The organism is Marinomonas sp. ef1, from assembly GCF_002806845.1.
Classification (GTDB): Bacteria; Pseudomonadota; Gammaproteobacteria; order Pseudomonadales; family Marinomonadaceae; genus Marinomonas; species Marinomonas polaris.
Genome location: NZ_NHTT01000006.1, coordinates 18,217 through 35,825 on the forward strand (window position 1 = coordinate 18,217; position 17,609 = coordinate 35,825).

General features: G+C 42.5%; 15 protein-coding genes. 4 read left to right on the forward strand and 11 right to left on the reverse strand.

From position 1 onward, the window contains the following. Positions 1–204 precede the first annotated feature (204 nt). From glnL to CCS02_RS09575, 4 genes are all read left to right on the forward strand, one after another. On the forward strand, positions 205–1,290 hold the full coding sequence (glnL, locus tag CCS02_RS09560) for a nitrogen regulation protein NR(II) (protein ID WP_084122251.1): 1,086 nt from the start codon (positions 205–207) through the stop codon (positions 1,288–1,290). Further along, entirely contained in the window at positions 1,287–2,723 is a 1,437-nt protein-coding gene (gene ntrC / locus CCS02_RS09565) for a nitrogen regulation protein NR(I) (protein ID WP_100186617.1), read from the forward strand. The genes glnL and ntrC overlap by 4 nt, the downstream gene beginning before the upstream one ends. A gap of 154 nt (positions 2,724–2,877) precedes the next feature. After that, the gene (locus CCS02_RS09570; RefSeq protein WP_072838946.1) at positions 2,878–3,258 is read left to right on the forward strand and encodes a DUF3461 family protein; all 381 of its coding nucleotides are present in this window, start codon (positions 2,878–2,880) and stop codon (positions 3,256–3,258) included. Positions 3,259–3,428: 170 nt separating this feature from the next. Continuing rightward, a complete protein-coding gene (locus CCS02_RS09575) occupies positions 3,429–3,986 on the forward strand; it encodes an L-threonylcarbamoyladenylate synthase (protein ID WP_100636416.1) in 558 nt (185 codons plus the stop codon). A gap of 211 nt (positions 3,987–4,197) precedes the next feature. Here CCS02_RS09575 and CCS02_RS09580 read toward each other — a convergent pair whose 3' ends face one another. The 11 genes from CCS02_RS09580 to CCS02_RS09630 form a co-directional block, all read right to left on the reverse strand. Then, the gene (locus CCS02_RS09580; RefSeq protein ID WP_072838944.1) at positions 4,198–4,911 is read right to left on the reverse strand and encodes an ABC transporter ATP-binding protein; all 714 of its coding nucleotides are present in this window, start codon (positions 4,909–4,911) and stop codon (positions 4,198–4,200) included. Further along, complete coding sequence (locus CCS02_RS09585; RefSeq protein WP_011978559.1) at positions 4,908–5,789, reverse strand: ABC transporter ATP-binding protein; 882 nt, start codon at positions 5,787–5,789, stop codon at positions 4,908–4,910. Before CCS02_RS09585 ends, CCS02_RS09580 begins: the two co-directional genes overlap by 4 nt. Further along, positions 5,786–7,060, reverse strand: coding sequence for a high-affinity branched-chain amino acid ABC transporter permease LivM (gene livM, locus CCS02_RS09590; RefSeq protein ID WP_100636417.1), 1,275 nt, complete (start codon positions 7,058–7,060; stop codon positions 5,786–5,788). Before livM ends, CCS02_RS09585 begins: the two co-directional genes overlap by 4 nt. After that, positions 7,061–7,972 (reverse strand): ABC transporter permease subunit, encoded by a 912-nt coding sequence (locus CCS02_RS09595; RefSeq protein ID WP_072838941.1) that lies wholly within the window; start codon positions 7,970–7,972, stop codon positions 7,061–7,063. A gap of 109 nt (positions 7,973–8,081) precedes the next feature. Next, positions 8,082–9,194: a branched-chain amino acid ABC transporter substrate-binding protein gene (locus CCS02_RS09600; RefSeq protein ID WP_072838940.1), complete on the reverse strand. Its 1,113-nt coding sequence runs from the start codon at positions 9,192–9,194 to the stop codon at positions 8,082–8,084. Positions 9,195–9,670: 476 nt separating this feature from the next. After that, on the reverse strand, positions 9,671–10,849 hold the full coding sequence (locus CCS02_RS22340) for a divergent polysaccharide deacetylase family protein (RefSeq protein WP_232617091.1): 1,179 nt from the start codon (positions 10,847–10,849) through the stop codon (positions 9,671–9,673). Between the two features lie 64 nt (positions 10,850–10,913). After that, positions 10,914–12,200: a S41 family peptidase gene (locus tag CCS02_RS09610; protein WP_100636418.1), complete on the reverse strand. Its 1,287-nt coding sequence runs from the start codon at positions 12,198–12,200 to the stop codon at positions 10,914–10,916. A gap of 51 nt (positions 12,201–12,251) precedes the next feature. Beyond that, positions 12,252–13,391: a murein hydrolase activator EnvC family protein gene (locus CCS02_RS09615; protein ID WP_100186614.1), complete on the reverse strand. Its 1,140-nt coding sequence runs from the start codon at positions 13,389–13,391 to the stop codon at positions 12,252–12,254. Positions 13,392–13,398: 7 nt separating this feature from the next. Further along, positions 13,399–14,928, reverse strand: a complete 1,530-nt coding sequence (gpmI, locus tag CCS02_RS09620) for a 2,3-bisphosphoglycerate-independent phosphoglycerate mutase (protein WP_100636419.1) — start codon at positions 14,926–14,928, stop codon at positions 13,399–13,401. Positions 14,929–15,083: 155 nt separating this feature from the next. Continuing rightward, positions 15,084–15,998: a LysR substrate-binding domain-containing protein gene (locus tag CCS02_RS09625; protein ID WP_072838936.1), complete on the reverse strand. Its 915-nt coding sequence runs from the start codon at positions 15,996–15,998 to the stop codon at positions 15,084–15,086. A 224-nt stretch (positions 15,999–16,222) separates the two neighbouring features. Next, a complete protein-coding gene (locus CCS02_RS09630; protein ID WP_100636420.1) occupies positions 16,223–17,494 on the reverse strand; it encodes an NAD(P)/FAD-dependent oxidoreductase in 1,272 nt (423 codons plus the stop codon). Positions 17,495–17,609: the final 115 nt, after the last annotated feature.

Here is a 17,609-nt window from a genome sequence, read left to right on the forward strand (position 1 = left end):
TGCACAACTTTTTTTTGCACGGCTTTTTATTGCACAAAAGTAAACACCATTACCAACATGCACTATAATTGTGCATTGAACTTTTTTAGTTAATACAAAGACCTTAATAAATAAGCCATTTCGAACTGCCCAATGTTGGTTCGCTTTTTGCAACTATTATTAAAGGAAACCATAAAAGCAGGAGTCAATAGAGAGGCACTGTCTGTGTATAGCTTATTAATCGACCATTTATCCACTGCGGTTGTTCAATTGAACGACAACCTTGAGATCGAGTATCTAAACCCTGCTGCTGAAATGTTGTTGGCGGTGAGCCGACGCCGAATTTATGGCAATGACATTGGCGCCGCATTCCGTGAAGACGAAGAAAGTATTCAGGCCTTGCATGCAGCAATAGAGTCTGGCCATCCGTTTACTAAACGCGAAGCGGAAATAGAGTGCAGCAATAACAAAAAACTTTTTTGTGACTATACCGTCACACCCATCATGGGCACGTCGAATGATACTGAAAGCCTCATTATAGAGCTGTACCCACGTGACAGAATGAAGCGCATCTCACAAGAAGATGAAATCATAGCGAACCATGAAAGTAGTAAAGAGTTGGTTCGCGGTTTAGCCCATGAAATTAAAAACCCATTAGGTGGTATTCGTGGTGCCGCACAATTGATTAGTCGCGCCTTTACTGACGAAGCACTAAACGATTACACACAAGTCATCATTGAAGAATCCGATCGGTTACGTGATCTTGTTGACCGCTTATTAGGCCCAAGACAACTGCCTAAAAACAAACCGCTCAATATTCACAAAGTAATTGAGCGTGTTAGACAACTTATTTCTGTCGAAACAGACAACCAAATTGAACTAATCCGAGATTACGACCCTAGCATTCCAGATTTAATAGGCGACGAATCTCAGTTAATACAGGCATTACTGAATGTCACAAGAAATGCCATGCAAGCGCTGATGGATGATGAAGATAATCGTCATAAAACTATTCATATGGTGACCCGTGCGTTACGTCAATTCACCATCGGCTCTAAACGCCATCGCTTAGTGTGCAAAATCAGCATCATAGATAATGGTCCGGGCATACCTGAAGGTATTCTCAAAACGCTATTTTACCCCATGGTCAGCGGGCGAGCCGATGGAACAGGCTTAGGACTGTCTATCGCACAATCCGTTATTCATCAGCACCACGGCATTATTGAATGTAACAGTTACCCGAAAAAAACCGAGTTTAATATATTAATTCCCATTGAGACGACAGTCCAAGACCAGGAGAAACACTCATGACACCAGAAGAAACCGTATGGATTGTTGACGACGATCGTTCTATTCGCTGGGTACTAGAGAAGACATTAGAACAAGAGGGAATCCAATGTCGCTTGTTTGATTCCGCTGAAAACCTAGTCAACATGATTGATAAAGAGCAACCAAGTGCCATTATCAGTGATATCCGTATGCCAGGCATGGACGGCTTAAAACTGCTCGAAAAACTACAAAAAGACCACCCTTATTTACCTGTTATTATTATGACTGCGCACTCTGATCTTGAAAGCGCTGTCGCGTCTTACCAAGGTGGTGCTTTTGAATATTTACCTAAACCTTTCGATGTAGAAGAAGCTGTAAGTCTTGTTAAGCGTGCCATGCTGCATCACCGCAACGCAAGACCAAGTACTGACAACATGGAAGTGGCAGAAGAAGAGCCACAAGTCGATAAAGAAATCATTGGCGAAGCACCGGCTATGCAGGAAGTTTTCCGCGCTATTGGTCGCCTCGCAAATTCGAACATTACTGTCTTAATAAACGGTGAATCTGGTACAGGTAAAGAATTGGTTGCTCAAGCATTACATACTCATAGCCCAAGAGCCGCTAACCCATTTATCGCTTTAAACATGGCAGCCATTCCACACGACTTAATCGAGTCGGAATTATTTGGCCATGAGAAAGGCGCGTTCACAGGTGCAAACACTCAACGTCGCGGCCGCTTCGAACAAGCCAATGGCGGAACGCTTTTCCTAGACGAAATTGGTGATATGCCAGCTGAAACACAAACTCGTTTATTACGCGTTTTAGCAGATGGTGAGTTTTATCGTGTTGGTGGTCATACTCCAGTCAAAGTTGACGTTCGTATCATTGCTGCCACACATCAAAACTTGGAAAATTTGGTCAAAAAAGGCTCGTTCCGTGAAGACTTATTCCATCGCCTAAACGTCATACGTATACATTTGCCTAAGTTAGCAGAGCGTCGCGAAGACATTCCAAAACTCGCTCGTCACTTTTTAAGCCGTGCCGCGGATGAGCTCGCTGTTGAACCAAAACAACTTACCAAAGAAACAGAAAACTACCTTACTCAGCTAGAATGGCCGGGTAACGTTCGCCAGCTGGAAAATACCTGTCGTTGGTTGATTGTCATGGCATCAGGCCGTGAGGTTTTAGTGGAAGATTTACCACCAGAATTACTTGCTGCGGTTCCTCACGAACAACCTTTTGCCTCATGGGAAGAAGCGCTTAAGAATTGGGTGGACAGCACATTGGCATCAGGTCAGAAAGGCATTCTTGATCAAGCAGTGCCAAAGTTTGAACGCATTATGATAGAAACAGCCCTTGCGCATACTGGCGGACGCCGTCGTGATGCTTCATTACTACTAGGCTGGGGACGTAACACTTTAACTCGTAAAATTAAAGAGTTGAATATTGATCACGCCGAGCAAGATGAAGATTAAAACTAACCAAGAGTAAGAAAATGAATGCAGGCAAAACTATATGTAATTTGCCTGCATTATCTCAGCTTTCTACCATTTTTGACTTGCTTTTACGGACACAATCCCCTACTAATTAAAGACAACTAATTGGTCATTAATAAACGGGAAACTAGTTATGTATCCAACACTCCAGTCCATGGGTATCACCAGCATACAGGACATTGAAAAATTCACTTTGCGTTACGAAGGTGGACACGACGTACTAAAAATTTATTACCGTCGCGAAAAAGGCTCATTGCTTCCTAAAAGTAAAAAATTCAAGTTTGGTCGCTCAACCAAAACCGTATTAGCGGATGGTGGCCAACAAACATACCGTCAAGTTCAAGAACCTTCCCTGATCGTTTTACGAGCAATGGAAGAGCTAGAACAAATCGTCGGCAAACAACACGAAAGTAAAGCGACAAAAGCTGATTTGATCAAAGAGCTAGAGCACTTAGAAAAAGTAGTAAATAGCAAGATCAATGAGATCAAAGAAAAAATTGATTCTATGCAATAACAGAGTAATAACAGTCTATTTATAGACTCACTAGCAGGAACGCCTTTCTTGCGATCAAGACAAAACGTTTAGATCATTAATTGAAAGGTATACCTGCTGGCTCCATTTAAAAAATCCCGCTACAATCCGATCCTCTGCGTTTTTCCATACATTTTTATAAGCTTATTTATATGCATCTTGTAACATCCGTTGAAGAACTTGCCGATATCATCCGACAAGGTGGCATTGTCGCCTATCCAACTGAAGCGGTTTGGGGTTTAGGCTGCGACCCCTTTAATGAATCTGCAGTAAGACGTATTTTAACGCTTAAATCCCGTCCAGAATCAAAAGGACTTATTCTAGTGGCGGGTGCACAAGAGGAATTATCCCCTTGGCTCGCTACATTAGATCCTAAAGCAGCACAGCGCCTGATAAGCCTAAACGAGACACCAACCTCTTGGGTTGTTCCTGATACAGCTATCGCTCCAAGCTGGGTGAGAGGCGAACACCAAAGCGTGGCGATACGTCTCTCACAACATCAACCCGTACAACGACTATGTGCAGCCTTTCAAGGGGTAATTGTTTCTACATCCGCAAACCCTGCGGGACTAGAACCCGCCATGAGTGCAGAAGAAGTGAATAGATATTTTGGTGATAAAATTGATGCTATTTTTAACGCATCATTAGGTGACGCCTCGCAACCCTCACAAGTTCGAGACATTTTGACTGACACGCTATTTAGAGCTTAAACTTTTTTATTCAATAAAACCTTTCTATCCATCAGAGCCTACGAAAAATAGCTCAAAGACAGTTTAAACTACGACGTTAAGCGAACTTCCTGTGCAAAAGCGTCTTTTTTATCCACAGCAATAAAAAAACGGCGATTCATTTTTGTATAAATGAAACGCCGCTTTGATTTATCTGCGCTTATAACCAAGCGCCTGTAGTTAAATATTGCTTCTAGTGACCGCCTAGATAGGCTTCACGCACTTCTGGGTTAACTAATAACTCAGCACCTGTTCCAGTCATACGTATCTCACCATTCACCATTACATAGCCACGGTTAGCCAGTTTCAGCGCATGATTGGCATTCTGCTCTACCAAGAAGATTGTCATCCCCGTACTTGCCACATCTTTCAAGATCTGAAAGATTTGCTTAACGATAATTGGCGCCAAACCTAGACTAGGCTCATCCAACAAAAGCAATTTTGGGCGACTCATCAAGGCACGCGCAATAGCCAACATTTGCTGTTCACCACCAGACATAGTTGAAGCACGCTGATTACGACGCTCCAACAGCCGAGGGAATAACTCAAACATATGCTGCATGTCTTCTTCAGCATGATCCATACCGATTGGAATCGTCCCCATCAGCAAATTCTCTTCTACTGACATACTAGGAAAGATACGGCGACCTTCTGGCGATTGAGCCAAGCCATGCGATGCCACATAGTGAGCCGATTTTTGCGAAATATCTTCGCCTCGATAAATAATCTCACCAGAAGAAATACGCGGCTGCCCAAAAATAGACATCAACAAGGTAGATTTACCTGCGCCATTTGCTCCGATTAAGGTAACAATTTCACCTTCCGTTACCGTCAAAGAGACTTTTTTCAAAGCTTGAATGGGGCCGTAATGAACGTCTACGTCTTTAAATTCCATCAATGTAGTCATAGCGTTACCTCCTCACCTTCTTCTGCACCAAGGTAAGCCGCAATAACCTTAGGATTACTCTTAATGTCATCTGGACCACCTTTTGCTATAACTTCACCGTGATCCAACACAACGATGTAATCAGAGATATCCATAACCATCCCCATATCGTGCTCGATCAATAACACTGTCGTATTGTGCTCATCACGCAACACACGAATCATCTTGGTCAAGGCTTCGGTTTCAGACGGGTTCAAACCTGCTGCAGGTTCATCCAGGCAAACGATCTCAGGATTGGTACACATAGCACGGGCAATTTCTAAACGACGCTGCTGACCATAAGAAAGCTCCCCAGCCAAGCGGTTAGCTGAATCCACAAGATCCACAACACCCAACCAATAAAATACGCGTTCTAAAGCTTCTTCTTCGGCCTTTCTATAGGCTTTTGTATTCAAAATACCAGCAATCAAGCTACGGTTAACGCGCATATGCTGAGCAACCAGTAAGTTCTCAACCACCGACATTTCTTTGAATAAACGAATATTCTGAAATGTTCGAGATAAACCAGCACGGTTTACAAGGTGTGATCCGCCAAACATTTTGTACTTAAGACGAGCAAAAAAAGCGAATGGAGAAATAAAGTCTGTCACTTGGAAAGGTTCGCCAAGTACTTTAATAATGCTGGTCTCTTTGCCGCCAGCCGACAAAAGAATCTTGCCTCCAGTCGCTTTATAGAAACCCGTTAGGCAGTTAAACACTGTGGTTTTACCTGCCCCGTTTGGCCCAATCAGAGCCGAAACAGAACCGCGTTTAATATCAAAGGTCACATCATTCAGCGCTTTAATACCACCAAAGTGCATCACCAAGTTTTCAACAGCTAAAATATTTTCTTGGTTCATTTAACCACCCCTTTTCTCGCAGCAAAACCTGTTCGAGTAACACGAACAATACCTCGAGGTTTCCAAATCATCATCACTACCATCAAAATACCAAACATCAATACACGATATTCTGCGAACTCCCTTAACACTTCAGGCAATACAGTCAAACAGAAAGCGGCAATTACGACACCTAATGTAGAACCCATACCACCCAGCACCACGATAGCCAAAATCAAAGCCGATTCGAAGAAAGTAAACGAAGATGGATTTACGAAGCCTTGGTAGGTTGCAAAAAACACGCCTGCTAAGCCACCAGTTGATGCACCTAACATAAAGGCAGAAAGTTTCACCAATACATGGTTTAAACCTAATGAGCGACAAGCTATTTCATCTTCACGAAGCGCTTCCCAGGCACGACCAATTGGCATTTTTACCAAACGATGTTTGATAAAAAGCACAGCCCAAACAACCGCGAACAACACGATATAAATAAACATGTATTTGTAAGCGGAATCATAAGGAATATTGAAAAACTCGTGGAAGGTTTGCCCATCACTGGATCGACGCTTAAACTCCAATCCAAAGAATGTTGGCAATGGTGCTGAAACACCGTTTGGTCCGTGAGTAAAAGACGCCCAGTTAGTCAGAATAAGACGAATTATTTCCCCAAAACCTAGCGTAACAATCGCCAAATAGTCACCGTGCATTCGCAACACAGGGAAGCCTAAAATGGCACCTGCAACCGCAGCCATTAGTGCTGCAATAGGCAACATTGACCAGAAGCCAAGCCCAAGGTTTTCATAACCCAATGCTAGACCATAAGCCCCGATGGCATAGAAACCAACAAAACCCAAATCTAACAAGCCAGCCAAGCCGACAACAATATTAAGACCAAGACCTAGTAATACGTATATCAAACCAAGAATAACAACAGTAAGGACGTATTTTGATGCGATAAAAGGCACTAAAAGACCAATTACTATCACCAATGGAATAATCCATACCATTTTAGATTTATGCCCAGGTTTAAGAACTTCTACACCTTCATCGTTATTAGCATAACGAAACGCCATTGCGATGCCTTTTTCTGTTTGAAAAAAGCTAGACATAATAAAACGACCAACAGCAACAGCAGCGACCATCCAAGCCACTCGTACAAATTCCGTATTAAAACCATAACCATCTAGTACAACACCGACAATTGGTCCGAATAGAACAAGAGCCATAAAACCGGCAATAAGGGCATCAATACTACTTTTCTTAAAATTTATTCCTACAGCTTGGCTCATTTATACTTTCTCCACTTCAGGTTTGCCGAGAAGGCCACTTGGGCGAATAATCAAAATGAGAACTAACAAAGAGAATGAAAATACATCTTTGTAATCAGAACTAATTAACCCAGCAAACAAAGCCTCGGACAATCCAAGAATTAGCCCACCTAACATGGCTCCAGGTAAAGACCCAATACCACCCAACACTGCCGCGGTAAAGGCTTTAATACCAATAATAAAACCAACATAAAAATCAAATGCACCGTAATCTAGGGTAACCAACACACCAGCTAATGCCGCCATCACGGCACCAATAACGAAAACGGTTGAGATAACTTTGTCAGTATCTATGCCCAAAATAGAGGCCATTTTTCGGTCTTGCTGAGTCGCTCGACACATACGACCCAGTTTTGTTTTTTGGATAACATAGGTAAGTACACCCATGCCTAAAATGGAAATAAACAAAATTAACAATTTCATATAAGTGATCTGCACAAATCCATCACCTACGTGGAAACGCAATGCACCGGTTAAAAGAGTCGGCACACCTTGTTGGTTAGCACCCTGACTAAGCTGTACATAGTTTTGCAAAATCAGTGACATACCAATTGCAGAAATCAATACAGACAAACGACTAGAGCTTCGCAATGGACGATATGCGATACGTTCAATAACCCACCCATATGCGCCAGTGACGGCAACAGTAAGAAACAGCGTGCCGACAAGAATAATAGGAAAAGATTCGATACCGAAAAAAGTTAAAAGAGCTAGAGCAATAGCGGTGATATAAGCTGACACCATGTAAACGTCGCCATGAGCGAAGTTAATCATGCCGATAATGCCATACACCATGGTGTAACCGATCGCAATGAGTCCATAAACAGAACCAAGGGTAAGACCGTTTACCAGCTGCTGGAGAACGATATCCATCGTAAGACCTCGTGGGAATTTTTTTAGTAGAGAGAACATATTTACCAGCACAATCCTTGGCTGGTAAATATGTGTCGGTTATTACAGAAATGTTAGAAGTAAAAGAAAATTATTCTACTACGTGATATTTACCTTGAGCATCCCACTCATACATAACGTAGTCAGAAACAGTCAAGTCACCCTTATCATCGAAATCTTTCTTACCCATTACCGTATCAACAGAATGAGTCTTCAACCATTTAGCGCCTTTTATAGGATCTAAATTGTTATTAGCCAACGCTGCAACAGCAACTTGCATCGCAGTGTAAGAGTACAGAGTGTAACCTTCTGGCTCATAACCACCGTCGCGGAACTCTTGGATGACTTTTTTACCAGATGGGTAAGACGTTGGTGGCGCACCAAATGTCATCAGTACACCATCTACATATTTAGGAGAACCGGCAACAGAAACAAACTCATCAGATACGATACCGTCACCTGAGATGAAGATTGCTTTAGAACCTTGTTCACGCAACTGACGAACAAGTGGACCAGCTTCAGAGTGAAGACCACCGAAATACACAACATCAGCATCTACAGAACGAATTTTTGTAATCAAGGCGTTAAAATCTTTCTCGCCACGAGTCAAACCTTCGTACATTACTTCTTTAACTCCATAAGAGTTAAGAGTTGACTTCATGGCATCAGCAAGACCTTTACCATAAGTGTCTTTATCATGAATAACAGCAACACGTTTTGCTTTTAATTTATCCACAATATAGCTTGCTGCCACATCGCCTTGCTGATCATCACGACCACATACGCGGAAAACGTTTGGCAAACCTTGATCGGTAAGTGTTGGGTTTGTTGATGCAGGCGTTACCATGATAACACCAGCTTCTTCGTAGATTTTTGAAGCAGGAATAGAAGAAGATGAACAGAAGTGACCAACGACAGCAAGAGCACCATCAGAATCCACTAAACGGTTAGCTACAGATACAGCTTGTTTTGGTTCACAAGCATCATCCGCTTTTACTAGTTTAATCATTTCGCCATTAACACCACCTGCAGCATTAATGTCTGCAGCTGCTTTTTCAGCCCCTTTCCATAATTGCTCACCGAAAGCCGCATAAGCCCCAGTGTGGGGACCTGCAACACCGATGACCACATCTGCTTGCGCAAGTGTCGCAGCACTAGCAATAGCAAGAGAAATTAATGTTTTTCTAACAACCGCATTTGACATAAGAAAAGCCTCTACTCGTTTTGTGTTTTATCGTTATTATTCAAAAGCAAGAAGCGTTCCAACAATTAAACCCTAAAGAAAAGGCATTAATAATGGAACTTTCACAGCAATTATTCAAAAATTGTGCACCTTTATAATGCTACACATTAATATCAGACTAAACTTTGGTCAATAGTAGTGCGTATAAATAATGTAATTAGCTTAGTTGAAATTCTATATTCCCAAAAAATAGCAAAATTAATCACTATAAATTTTTATTTATGTAGTTTTTTGTACTGATAAAGAAAGATCTCTGCACTAAGCAGGAGCAAAATATTGGAAGATGGATATCAGTGAGCATAATGGACATATTAAAGCCATTACGAATGGTGGTAAGTACTTTATAATTTAGTACAAAAAACCAAAAAATGAATTATTAAAAAATCGGTTTTTTTATCAAAAAGCTCCGGTTTTGTTAAAAACCAGAGCTTTCTACTTTATTGCTCGCTAGGAGTAAGCACTGAAGGGGAAGTAGTTAACAGGTCCGAAAGACGAACTAAGCGAACGCCATCCTGCTCCAAATGATTAAGACGCTTTTTAAGATAAGCCATAGTTTCTGGATAAGGATGCCCAATAGCCAAAGCACTTCCATGCTGTCTTGCCAGCTTTAACAAACGAGAAAACTGCTTATCTATCGCTTGTTCGGTGCGAATATTATCCAAAAATACATCTCGGCTGACAGTATCTAAGCCGTATTCTTGAGCTGTTTTTTTGGCCACACTTTTGGGACTAGTAAGACTGTCTATAAAAAAGAGTGAACGCCCTTTAAGCGTTTCCATTACCCATTTCATCGAGTCAGCTTTAGTCGTTAGCAAACTACCCATATGATTGTTTACACCTTGTATGCCTGGCAAACCATCTAAGTCTTTGCTCAATGTCGCTTTTAATTCATGTTCAGTCATCTTGGCATACAATCCACCTGGACCAAGCTTCAACTCACGTTGATTTTCCATCGGCGCATGTAATAGGGTAATACGTTTTTGTTTCTGCGCAGTTAGTGCTGTCTGAGTAGCAAAAGGCGTACTAGGTAAAATCGCCAATGCAACTTCGGTAGGTAACATTAAAGAGGAATCCATGCCCTGACGGTTATAACCTAGATCATCGATCAAAATAGCGATTCTTGGCATTTTAGGGTGTGAATCAACCGCTAATTTTTTAGCTGGAACTACCTCTTTTTTAGAAGATTCATGAGACTGTTCTGGTTTAGTCAGGGGGTTGACATACTTAGACTCGCGATCAATAGGAGCATCTAGAAAAGGCACAATCGCAGGAGACCATGGTTCAGCTGTTTCCAACAGGGGTTGGGATTGTGAGGAACTGGCTGATACAGCGCTATCAGAAGCTACAGCATCATCAGACAAAACAGGAAAATAGGACCCTATTGAATAGCTGGATGCATTTGTAGCTTCTTTTTTTTGCGGTGCTAAAAGAGGCCCCAAATGCACTGGGAGGACTACGGGCTCTTCAAAAAAAGTCTCGTTATCTTTCTCTGTAACTTGATCATCCTCAAGAACAGCTATCTCAACATTACTTATGACAACATCTTCTGAACGATCAAGAGTACGACTTAATTCATCTGCACACCCTAGAAGGGCGTGCAGACAAAATACAAACACTACGAATTTCTTAAAATCAAACAAGCGAGCTTTTACCAAAATATATGTTCATCAAAAATTTTTACTATTTCTGTGCTAGCTTAGGTAGCGTTTTCAGAATAGTAACCGCTTGAAATAGCTGAAAATCCGTTTTTGCTAACTCGCCAATATCAGATTTTACATCTGCGCTGGTACGCTCTTCACCACCCGTTCCATTGCCTAAATGTCCTTTTAACTCTGCCTCTTTGACAAAAAACTGTCCCTTTTCAAAAGTCAAAGTCGCCTGAGGTACCACCAGATCAGGTGTAATACCTTGAGCTTGGATAGAACGGCCATTGGGCGTGTAATATAAGGCGGTTGTTAACTTGACGGCATCACCATTAGACAGAGGAACGACCGTTTGAACAGAGCCTTTACCAAAGGTTTCTGCACCTAAAATCACTGCACGCTGATGATCTTGCAAAGCACCAGCAACAATCTCTGAGGCCGATGCCGAACCTTCATTAACCAACACTACAACAGGTACATTACCAAATTTGGTGTTTTTCTCTGTCGCGGTAAACTGGGTTTTAGACAATTCATGACGACCATTTGTATAAACAATCATGCCTTTATCTATAAAGGCATCCACTACCCCAACAGCACTTTGTAAAACGCCACCGGGATTATTACGAAGGTCTAAAACGACCCCTTGAATTTTACCTTCTTTATTCAGCTTATCAATGGCTTGGTAAAATTCTAACGCACTATCGCCTTGGAACTGACTAATGCGAAAATACGCAATTCCATCACCTAACCATTTATCAGTAACACTTGCGTCTTCTACTAAACGGCGCGTTAACTCATAATGCTTTAGCTCGCCACCCCGCTCGATATCGAGTGTCACAGTAGAGCCAATTTCACCACGCATCAGTGTCACAATATCTTTCATACCTAAATCTGTAATCAAGGTATTATCAATTTTAACAATCACATCACCAGGTAAAATCCCTGCTTCTGCTGCAGCAGAACCATCAACAGGCGTTACGATCGTAAGACGTTTATCTTTCATCTCAACTTCAACGCCAATACCGGCATAATTTCCAGAAGTAAGCTCGTTAAAATCGACTAATTCTTCTTTGGTAAAATATTCAGAATGCGGATCAAGACCCGATACCATACCTTTCAATGCTTTATGAAGAATGTCTTGATCAGACATCACCTCAACATAACCTTCCCGAATGGTCTCAAAGGTTTCAACAAAAGACTGAATTTCAGCGGTAGGTAACTTAGACTGTTCTTTAGTATCGGCATGAAGCTGTGCAGAAAAAGCAGGCTGAACCAATAACACCATAAATAAAAAGGGGATTCGTTGACGCAAAATATTGATCATGTTTCTTCCTATGACTTTTTTACTGGCTGCAGACTAAGTTTGTAAAATAAATTACCCAGCGTTCACCCAAGAAAGTGGTTTTAATGGCGTACCATTATGCCTAATTGCAAAAAACAACGCTGGATCAGGACGACCACCTGTGCTGCCAACCATGGCAACTGTATCGTTTGCCCCCACCCATTCACCAACTTCTTTAAGTAGACTTTGGTTGTAACCGTATAATGACATGTAACCATCACCATGGTCTAAAATAAGTAAAAATCCAAAACCACGCATCCAGTCAGAAAACACCACTCGACCAGAGAATATAGCATGCACAGGTTCGCCTTCTTTGGCACGTAATGTAACACCACCTAAATTTATGCTGCCATTAGACGATAATTCGGTGAGCGTTTTTAACGGACGAACCAACTTACCGCGCTGCGATGAAAAAGGTACATCTTGATCTGGAATCTGTATGTCAGCAAGCGCCTCTTCAAGACGTTTTAACATATCCTGTAGATTTTTCTGATCCTGAGCTAATTGTTTAGAGCGTTTATCACCCTTGGCCAAATCACTGTCTAATTTAGCTAATAAATTACGTCGATCGGCTTGTTGCCCAGTTAAACGACTGCGTTCTGCTTTTAATTCGATTTCTTCTTTGGCTTGCTGCGCTCGGTGACTACGAATACTTTTTTCAACCAAATTCAAATCACTAACTTCCGTCACAAAACCATTAATAAGCGACTGCCTAGCATTGGAAAAATAACGATTATACTGCACCAAACGCTGAGCTTCTTCGGAGCTGTCACCATTTAATAATAACTTGATGCTTTCTTCATTGCCGGAACGATAAACCGCCCTTAGTTGGGCGGCTATTTGTTCATTTTGTTGTTGAATGCTTAATTGAAGTGTCCGCTGCTGTACTCTCAATTCTCCCAGCTGCTTTTCACCTTTTTTTAAGCTTTCCTGAATATTCTGAATTTTTTTAAGCAACTCCTGAATGTCTTTCTCTTTGACTTCAAGCTGCTTTTCCACATCAGATCGCTCAGACTTAATATCTTTCAACCAGCTATTAAGCTTTTGCAGGTCTTTCTGTAAAGCCTGAATCTGCTGTTTGGCCTCCTCCGGAGTTTGTGGTTCACCTGCCGCCCAGCCAAAGCTGGACAGCAAAAACAAACTTAAGAGAAGACAGCGGGATAATAAGATCATTCTTGCCTCATGCTCGCGTAAGCAAGCTCACACCTGTCATCTCAGCAGGTTTATCCATTCCCATCATGTCTAGCAAGGTAGGAGCAAGGTCACACAGTGCACCTTCTTTAATGCCTAAACCTTGAGTCGGAGAGAACAAAACCAAAGGCACAGGCCCAATAGTATGAGACGTTAAAGGCTGAGCACCATCATCACTTAACATTTGTTCGACGTTACCATGGTCAGCTGTAATCAAACATTGGCCGCCATTCACTTTCAAGGCTTCAATGATTCGACCTAGACAAGCATCAACCGCTTCAACTGCTTTAACTGCTGCTTCAAAAATGCCACTGTGACCAACCATGTCACCATTAGCAAAGTTACAGATAATAGTGTCGTATTTACCCGCTTCGATCACTTCCACTAGCTTATCAGTCACTTCTGGCGCGCTCATTTCTGGTTTCAAGTCGTAAGTTGCCACATTTGGTGATGGAATTAGCTCACGCTCTTCGCCATCAAACAGAGCTTCTTCGCCACCATTAAAGAAAAAGGTTACGTGAGCGTATTTTTCGGTTTCAGCAATACGTAATTGTTTTTTACCATGCTTCGCTAGCACTTCACCTAAAGTATTCGTTAAAGCAATTGGCGGAAACGCCACATCAGCTTTAATGTCAGAAGCAAACTCAGTGAAAGTAACAAAAGACGCCAGTTTCGGATAAACAGCGCGAGTGAAACCATCAAAGTCAGCATCGGTGAAAGCACGAGTTAACTGACGCGCACGATCAGGACGGAAGTTAGCAAAAATAATCGCATCGCCATCTTGTACTGGAGCAGACTCACCAACGATAGTAGCTTTTACAAATTCGTCATTTTCGTCACGATCATAGGCAGCTTGAATAGCGCCTTCAGCGGTGTCAGCATGGAACTCGCCTTTACCTAGAACAATAGCATCGTAAGCGGTTTGCACTCGGTCCCAACGATTATCACGGTCCATTGCAAAATAGCGGCCCGTTAAGGTAGCGATTTTACCTACGCCTAGTTCAGCAAGCTTAGCTTCCAACTCAGCCGTTGGTGTTTTAGCAGAACGAGGCGGCGTATCACGGCCATCTGTAAAGCCATGAACATAAACTGCTTTCGCACCACGTTTTGCCGCTAATTCGCACATCGCCATGATTTGCTCATGATGACTATGAACACCACCATCAGACAACAAACCTAAAATGTGAACGGCTTTGCCCGCGCTAACAGCTTTATCAACCGCATTAACAAGGGCTTCGTTTTCAAAAAAAGACCCGTCTTCAATAGCTTTACCGATACGAGTAAAGTTTTGATAAACAACACGACCGGCACCTAAATTCATGTGGCCTACTTCAGAATTACCCATTTGACCTTCGGGTAACCCCACCGCAAGACCAGACGTTTTAATTAAAGTATGAGGCTGATTATTCCAAAGTGCGTCCCAGTTAGGCGTGTTTGCTGCAGCAATCGCATTGGATTTAGACGTTTCGCTGTATCCCCATCCATCAAGGATAAAGAGGGCTGTGGTTTTTTTGTTCATGTTAATCTATCCCGTAAATTGATCATGATAATGCCTCGATACTATCACAGGCTTGTAATTTAGTTACAGACTAGCGTTCCTATTCAGACTATTAATTTCACTAATAGAGGGCTTTTTACGACTATTTTACTTGTTGGTACTTTCCTAAAAAGGGTTTAACAAGAAGCTAATGACTCATTACGTTTTGCCAATAACCAATCTCGAAAAATCACCACTTGTTCAAGATCCGCCTTGTCGACAGGATAAGACAAAAGATACTCATGAGGTGTCGAAACAGCTTTACCGAAAGGCGCCACCAGCTCGCCATTTTGTAAACTGCGCCCCGCCAGTATGGTTGGCATAATAGCAATGCCCATGCTGTTTTTAGCCGCCTCAAGCAACATATGAAAATGCGCAAAGGAAGCGCCAGCAAAAGAACCACTTTCCAACCCTTGCGCTACCATCCAATCCGGCCATGCGTTAATTCGGGATGACAAATGCAAAAATGGAAATGCGGTCACATCTTCGACCGTCCACGCGTCCGCTGCTTTGTCTCCGATACGAGCCAATAATGTTGGAGAACAAACCGCAACCACACTTTCTTTCATTAGTTGATGAGAAATGGCACGAGGCCAATGATCACCGCCATAGTGCAAGATTATATCAATGCTTTCAGGATCGATCTTCGCGGCATCATCTAATGAGCGTACTTTAATTTGAAATTGTGGGTGAGCGGTTTGAAATTCAGCAAGTAGCGGCATCAACCAGTAAGAGGCCAAGGTGGGCAAAGCGGATATGGTAAGCGTGGTTTTTTCATCTTCTCGATGCAGCATGCGTAAACAGGCGTTTTCCATGCCATCAAGTAACGGTACCACTTCTTTGTAATAAGCCGCCCCCGTTCCGGTTAATACCAAGCGTTTATTGAGACGAATAAATAAATCTCGCGACAAGAATTCTTCTAGATTACGAATCTGCCGACTAACGGCACTTTGGGTAAGATGTAGCTCTTCCGCCGCCTTGGTAAAACTTAGATGCCTTACCGAGGCCTCGAAACATTTTAACGCGGTTGACGATGGGATATAACGGCGCATGTAGACGTTACTCATTAGCAAAAAACTGGAAGGCGATAACTGTATCCTATATCACTCTCATTCCCAACCAGTAAAATAAAAAACGCACCATAACGATGCGTTTTGGCGTGGTCATTAATCGCAGTAAACTTACTCTAATGTCAAACTAACGAGACCTGTGCTTGATGTCACGAGCGAAGCCAAGACCATTTTTAACAAAGTATTGGCAAAGCGCAATTATCATTCTAATCCAAAGCGTGCGACTGCTGCCCAAGATGATAGGTATGAGCACCCACCTCATAAAACAAACGTCTCAATTCACGAAATGATATATCTCTAAGCACAGTGGTTGGAATGGACAAGTTTTCTCTTCGACCCGAAAGCCATTCTGCCAGCTCCGCACCGACCACAGTTCCTGGCCCAATACCTCGACCGCTGTAGCCTGCGACACTAAACAAGCCTTTTTGTAACTGTTGGCAATGGGGCAAATGATCTTCACTGTAAGCAATTTTTCCGGTCCAGCAATAATCCCACTCAACCTTACTTAAAATCGGGAACAATTCCGTGACGCGCTGGGTTGCCCAGTTCGACAACACGCTGCCCTCGCCGCCCATACCACCAAAAACTAAGCGGCCTTGTTTATCCAAGCGAAAAGAACTCATCACAGTACAAGTATCCCAAACGCCTTCTTTATTTGGTAACACACTAGCCAATTGCGCGTCACTTAACGGCTTTGTCGCCAATTGAGAATAAAAGATTGGTACAAACTTACGTGCTTGCTCTTTAACACCAAACTCACTGTAGGCATTGGTCGCGAGAATCACTTTTTCAGCATGCACCTGGCCTTTTTCCGTGTGCAAAACCCAACCATCTTCGGCAGGTTCGATTTTACTCACTGGCGATTGATCAAAAAGTTTAGCGCCTTCTTTTAGCGCTGCATGAGCCAATCCACGCGCATAAGCCAAAGGCTGAATGGTACCCGCCCTTGGATCAAACAATGCAGAGTTAAATTTACTAGAACCAATACGAGCTTGCGCCTCTGCGGCATCAAGCAGCTGAACTGGCGCACCGCGTTTCTTCATTTGCTCATAACGACGCTGTAATTGAGCCAAACCGGTTTTGCCAACGCCTGCGTGCAAGGTCCCATTACGAACTGGCTCGCACTGAATATCGTATTCTTTAATTAAGCCATAAACAAAATCTGGAGCGGCCGCCAAAGCCTTATACATAATACTACCAGCTTCAGCTCCGATGGTTTTATCCAGCTGATCCGGTTCTAGCCAGACACCAGCATTTGCTAGGCCAACATTACGCCCTGATCCACCAAAGCCAACTTCTTGCGCTTCAATTACGGCAACAGAAATACCAAATTTGGCTAGATGCAAAGCGGCAGAAAGACCAGTAAAACCAGCACCAACAATAACGACGTCAACATCGACACGCCCTTCTAAAGGCGCTAACACTGGCGCATCTGGAGAGCTTGCACGCCATAAAGAATTGCAGATTTTATCAGACATAAGATGACCTCATAGGGACATTGGTCAAAACGTAAAAACGTAAATAGGCGAGAAAATCTCGCCTATTTATTCTCAATTAAACGCATTCGCTATATAAAGCGAACGCTATAAGCCA